The sequence below is a fragment of the Bacillota bacterium genome, from assembly GCA_040754675.1.
Taxonomy (GTDB): domain Bacteria; phylum Bacillota; class Limnochordia; order Limnochordales; family Geochordaceae; genus Geochorda.
The window spans coordinates 1-4,774 of sequence record JBFMCJ010000313.1 but is presented as its reverse complement, the minus strand read 5'-3'; the positions used below and the strand labels follow the sequence as shown (position 1 = coordinate 4,774).

General features: G+C 64.7%; 4 protein-coding genes. All 4 read left to right on the top strand.

Annotated features, from left to right (window positions below; translation table 11 throughout):
• The coding region (locus AB1609_15680) for a helix-turn-helix domain-containing protein (protein ID MEW6047892.1) at positions 1 to 841 on the top strand (841 nt) is incomplete at its 5' end.
• 107 nt (positions 842 to 948) lie between these two features.
• Complete coding sequence (locus tag AB1609_15675; GenBank protein MEW6047891.1) at positions 949 to 1,386, top strand: PDZ domain-containing protein; 438 nt, start codon at positions 949 to 951, stop codon at positions 1,384 to 1,386.
• A 43-nt stretch (positions 1,387 to 1,429) separates the two neighbouring features.
• Positions 1,430 to 1,678, top strand: coding sequence for a hypothetical protein (locus AB1609_15670; GenBank protein MEW6047890.1), 249 nt, complete (start codon positions 1,430 to 1,432; stop codon positions 1,676 to 1,678).
• Between the two features lie 1,495 nt (positions 1,679 to 3,173).
• Positions 3,174 to 4,274 carry a hypothetical protein gene (locus AB1609_15665; GenBank protein MEW6047889.1) on the top strand — a complete coding sequence of 367 codons (1,101 nt, stop codon included), beginning with the start codon at positions 3,174 to 3,176 and terminating at the stop codon, positions 4,272 to 4,274.
• Positions 4,275 to 4,774 lie beyond the last annotated feature (500 nt).

Sequence of the window (4,774 nt, the reverse complement as noted above, 5' to 3'; positions counted from 1 at the left end):
CAACCTCCTGCGCCGGCATCTCACCCGGGAGCAGAAGCAGGCCCTGGCCCTGAGGCTCCGGCAGCAGGGATGGACGCAGGAGCGCATCGCTCAGGTTATCGGGGTTGACCAGAGCACGGTTGGAAGATGGCTCCAGGACGTTATGCAAATGCATCACGTCGATGAAGAATCTGGAAAACCGGTGCTGCCCTCCACGATTACGGACACCCGCGGCCGCGTCCAGCCAGCTCGCAAGCCGAAGCGGCAGCCGGCTCCCGTCGCCAAGGAGCCAGGCGCCGGCGAAGCGGCCGTACCTTCGATCACCCCCACCCCACGTACCCCTTCCGAAGAGCGCCCGGCCGAGGCGGCATCCTCTGTTTCCTCGGCGCCGCAACCGGCAGCCCCAGCTGAGGAGGCCCCGGCACCCGCCAGTGAGCCTTCGACCCCTCGCCCTGCTGCCGAAGCGATACCCGGTGAAGGTGCGGCCCCCGCTTCGAAGCCGGGGGCGGCTGCCCCACCGGCTGCACCAGCCCCCGTCGAATCGACGGACGCGTGGGCCTACGTCCAGCGCTGCCTGCCGGAGCGCCTGCCCGAGCCGGGGCCGCTGGACGGCGAGGCGTACGCCCGGGCGGCGGCCTTCGAAGCCGCGCTGGCGGTACTGGGTCGCATCGTCCGCCAGGTAGACGAAGGCCGCCGGGTCGTGAGAGTGTGGCGAACCTGGCGAGAGCACCACGGCGACGCCAAGGCGCTCGATGAGGCGGTACGCCTGCTGGAGGCGGCCGCCCGCCACCTGAAGACGCTGGGACCGGTGGTCTCCGCAGCTACCCGGCCTTCATCGGGCCGGCCATCCGCGAAGGCATGAGCGCGCGGGTCACGTACCGTAGCGCCCGGCCGGGTCGGACGCACCGGTCGGGCGTCACCACCCGAAAGAGGTGAGGTGCCATCAATACACGGAAGGGAGTGCTCCCAATGGGGGTGCTGCTGTGGCTGCTGCTTCACACCCCATCGGCCCCGGCTCTGCAAGCGCCGCCGCCTGCGGTACCCGCCGTGCAGGCCTACACGGGCATCCGCTACTACGTCGAAAACCCCTACGGCGTCTACCTGGTGGCCGACGTGGAGGCTGGCTCGCCTGCCGAGCAGGCCGGGGTGAAGAAGGGCGACGTCATCCTGGCCGTCGTCTACCAGGGCACCGTCTACTCCTACCCCCAGGCCCTGCGGCTGATCCCGCCGGATGGATTCTGGGAGCCGAGGCCCGTCTATCCCCCGTCGGCGCGCATGGTCGAGCTCATCCTGCGCCGACGGGTCGAGCGACCTCGGCCGTTCTGGGAGGGTCTGAAAGACGAAGACTTCGAGACCCTGGTCGTGTGGGTTCGGTGGGCGGCCGCACGTAGTCAAAGCGACCCTTGACGAGGATTTGGCAAGGTGGACGCCGTGCGGGAAGGGGGTGAAGATGATGACCAACTTTCGCCACTGGGCGGGGGTGCTTCGCCGGCAGGCTCATTACCTGCGCGACCGCGCCGAGCACCTGGCCGACGAAGCCAAGGTGAGCACCGGCGCCTACGCCGTGCTGCACGCGCAGGCCGACGCCTTCGAGCGAGGGGCCGACGCCATCGAGGAGGCGCTGGCGTTGGACAAGGAGGTCCGCCAGGCGTTGGTTGACGTCCGCGAATTGGCCCGCGCCGCCGATCCGGTCGAATAGGGCGCAGCCCACACCGCTCCAGAGAGGGTTTGCCGCCCACGCCCACGCGGAGTTCAAGGAGACCCACGGGGGCGAGGCCGGCGGTAGTGCGGACAGTGTGGCGGGTGAGGGCGGTCGACGGCCCTCGCTCGCCGCCCCACCTCGCTGAGCCTACCTCCCTCCCGCTCCCCGCCCAGCCTCCGGCTCGCTTCGCTCGTCGGCCCTCGCTGCGCCCGGGCTGACGGGGCATGGACGGCTCGCTTTCGGTCGGTTCCCCAAGAAGCGAGGCGGCTTCGCTCGGAAGGCGGCGGCGAGGAAACGTCGACGCGTGGGCATCGAAGGGCTCCGGCGAGCGCACGAGGCAGGCGATGGGGACGAGGCCCAACCCGGACGGGCAGGGGAGGGGCGGATGAACCGGTGCGACAGCCGACCAAGCAGGCGCCAGCACGAAGGGGGTGAGACCCTGCCGCTTCGCTGCCCGCGGTACAAGCCGCTTCCACAGCACATGGCGCCGGGTGAGAGGCCGGCTCTTGACGGCATGCAGCAGGAGTCGAAGTGGTTCGGCATGCCAGCCGGCGCCTGTTCTGCGTCACCTGCAGGTCGGCTTCGGTGGCAGGCAGCGGGCGGGGGCCGCTGCCATTCCCTATGGGAGGAGGTAACCATGCCATCCACGAAAAGCCCCCGTACGCCGACGGCTGCGAATGCCTACGCCGGCGTAGTGATTACGCAGGCCCCTGTGGCGTGGAGCAAGTCCCGCTCCAACGCGGAGGGGACCCACCGCCAGCACTGTGCTCACCGCTGCTGGCTCGTTCCGCGAGACCGGATGTACTCCGGCCTCCGCAGATTATTCCATGGGAAGGTAATCGTCCGACGAGCTTGAGGACTCGGACGACAGCGAGAGGTGGAAACCCCAATGCCCAACGCTCTGCCGGGCAGAGGGAGCCTTAGGCCTGATGATCTCGGAGTTTGCATACACGTACCGTATTCGGAGATTTCTGGCCGTAAACTGTCCGTTGAGGAGATTGCTGACCGTCTTTGGCAATTGCCGAAATTCGAGGCTCTTCACGCGCTTGCCCGCCTGGGCACCTTACTCGAAAGTGCTGGAGCCGCATGGGCGGCCAAAAGTCGCCAAGTTGTGGACGAGTTGCCGGAGTGCCGGGTTAAATACCGCCTTCTGCGCTACGTACGACGACACCCATGCTCGGCGTCCATTGCTCCCATCCACCCGCTTCAGATCCTTGCCGCCCTACGGATTATACTCACCGGTCCGCCAGAAGGAACGAGCCGGCTTCACTCGCACCGGCTACGACCGGAAGAACTCGTAACGTGTCTTCTCGGGCTCAATGACCACATCGACCCTCCTGACGCGTTACCCGCGTTGGATGGTGACAGCATACTCCCCTACGCGGTGCGAAGCCAAACGTTCAACTCCGTTACCAATTTGACCAACGTTGTCGGCAGGCACGAACGGCTATACTTTACGCTCCCGCCGCTGCTGAGGGATCACCCCGAGTACGTGGATCTTGGCGCCTCCTTTGCTGCTGCGACTGGCGTCGAACTGCAATTGTTCACCACGGTGGCTTTTGCCTTGGCCGCGGGCGCATACCGGGAAGGACGGTTACACATTAACCCCACTGCTTGGTTGTCCCGAACGCGAGTGGAGCCCGGCACTCTAGCAAGGGTCTTGAGTCTGCTCGGCAGCACCGAAGAGGAGTTGCGGAGATCCTTCGGGTCGTTTGACGCCGGCCGATTCAACCCGTACGAGTTGACTCCGTTGCGGAAGACCCCATTGCTCCGGCTACACGATGGCACCGTCCTCGTTTTAAGTCCCCGGCTATTGCTCGAACGTGCCACGGAGGGCGTTTTCTGGGATTTGTCCGATTACTGGAAGGCCCATGGAGAACGGTTCCGAGCCTTTTGGGGAGCTTTAGTCGAGGAGTACGCTTGGCAGCTGTTCGCGCAGGGTCAGCGTAACAACCGTGGCCTCTTTCGCTCTTTCCGTTACCAGGTGCCCCGAAGAGGCCAGTGCGATACCAGTGACTTAATGCTTGTGCATGAGGATCTGCTCGTCTTAGTGGAGGTAAACAGCGGACGCCTAAGACTCCATACGAAGGAGACCGGCGATGTGCAGCGCTTCGAAGAAGACCTGGAGCGATACCTGTTGAATGGCGGGGTCGGGCAACTTTACCGCGTATTTCAGGACTACCAGGCTGCCTATTTCCAACTCAGTAGCTTTGAACCACGTCGTGCAATACCAGTGGTTGTAACATTCGAGTCGTTCCCTTGGAACCTCCTGACTGCGCAAAGAATCCGAAAGCTGGCGAGCGAAAAGGGCCACTGCTCGCAGGAGTTTGCCAATAGCTGGACGATTATCGACTTAGAGGAACTAGAGATGTTGACAGCGCTTCAAGAAGCGGGCCATCCCGTTGGACGTGTCATTGGCGACTGGCAAAGCTCGCCCATGTGGTTTCAGCCGCTTAAGAATTATCTGATTGCCCGGGAGCGGTACGCACCACACTCCTGTAAGATTTCAGGTCCCGCCTATGTAACGCAAGGATACGAACTAATGGGGACAAGGATGGCAGAGCTCCTCTTCGGCGGCGCGGACCAAGGCTGATTGGCACCGGGAAGATGGGCAGGCGAGGGCTCCCGGGTTCGCCGGTGAGGCTGCGGCGCTGGACCTGCGTGCCCTTGCTGACAGAGGCAACGGCCTCTGCTCGTTAGCAAAAGCCCACAGTAAGAGGCGAACCGGCCGACGAATGCGCTCAGTGGCGACCACCTGGTAGGATTCACGCGGACCATCGGTTACGACCGATGCCGGCTAGCAGATGGGGATTAAACCAGCCACTAATTTCGACCCATGTCGACCACTTTGACCGGCACCTCGGATTCGGTCGTCGCCACGGCCCGTAATGCCCGTCGACACGGGCGGCTCTGCATGCCCAGCGGCCAACAGGGATGAGGCCGCTTCGGGTGGCAAGCCGGCGAGGCCAGCCCTCTGGGCAGCTGGCCATCGACATCGCCAGCGGGCATCTTTCGCCTGCCTTGTGGGTTGCTCTTCCGGTGCGGCGGCCGCCCACAATTGCGCAGAGGGACGCCGCAACGGAACGCAGCCTC